This is a genomic window from Streptomyces sp. SBT349 (genome assembly GCF_001083795.1).
Classification (GTDB): Bacteria; Actinomycetota; Actinomycetes; order Streptomycetales; family Streptomycetaceae; genus Streptomyces.
Window position 1 is genome coordinate 1 of record NZ_LAVK01000691.1, and the last position, 1,020, is coordinate 1,020.

1 pseudogene is annotated in these 1,020 nt (G+C 75.6%); it reads left to right on the forward strand.

Annotated features, from left to right (window positions below):
• Window positions 1-1,020, forward strand: a pseudogene (locus ADY01_RS35855) (export associated protein); the annotation flags it as partial.

Here is a 1,020-nt window from a genome sequence, read left to right on the forward strand (position 1 = left end):
CCCCCGCGCCCGCCCAGCCGAACGGCGGGGGACCGGTCGCGGGCGACGCCGGCGGCTGGTCGATGGACGAGCGCCTGTACAACCAGGTCTGGAGCATGTTCGAGGACCTGGCCCGCAGCACGGCGGCCTACCGCAGCGCCCGGGACTTCGCCGACACCCGCATGGACCGCGAGCTCGACAAGGTCCTCTCCGACCCGCGCAACCGCCTCGGCCCCGTCGCCGACCGCGCGCGCGCCGAGGCGCAGGCCAGGCACTCCGAGCTCGTCGACCAGGCCCGCGCCGCGTTCGACCGCGACGTGGAGCAGCTGGTCGCCGAGGTCGCCGTCGTCGAGCCCGCCCTGCCGCCCGCCTACGCCCGCTGGGACAGCGCGGCGTGGCAGGCGTTCCAGGTGCCGGAGGAGTCGGCGATGGCGGTGCGGCTCGGCGACCTCAGCCTGCCCGAGCGCGTGGACCTGCGGATACCGATGCTGATGCGGCTGCCGCTGCACCGCGGGCTGTGGATCGACAGCGGTCGCGGCGGCTCGGTCGAGTCGGCGCTCGTCGGCCCCGACGAGCTGCGCACCCTGGCCGCCGAGACGGCGACGGCCATCGCCACGCGCCTGCTGGCGGCCCACCCCGCCGACGGCCTCAGCGTCCACGTGGTCGACCCGGCGGGCTCGGCGACCGGCGTGCTGGCACCCCTGGTCGCCTCCGGCGTCCTGCACGAGCCCCCGATCGCGGGCGCGGCGGGCGTGCACACCGTGCTGAACGACCTGACCCAGCGCGTCGACCTCGTCCAGATGGCCATCAGAAGCGGCGTCGCCGACGCCCTCCCGCCGGACATCGACCTCGCCGAACAGCTGCTGATCGTCATGGACTTCCCCCACGGCTTCGACGACCGCGCGGTCACCCAGCTCCGCTACCTCGCCGACGAGGGGCCCTCGGTCGGCGTCCACCTGATGATGGTGGCCGACCGCGAGGACTCCCGCGGCTACGGCCCCCTCCTCGACCCCCTCTGGCGCGCCCTGCTCCGCCTCACCC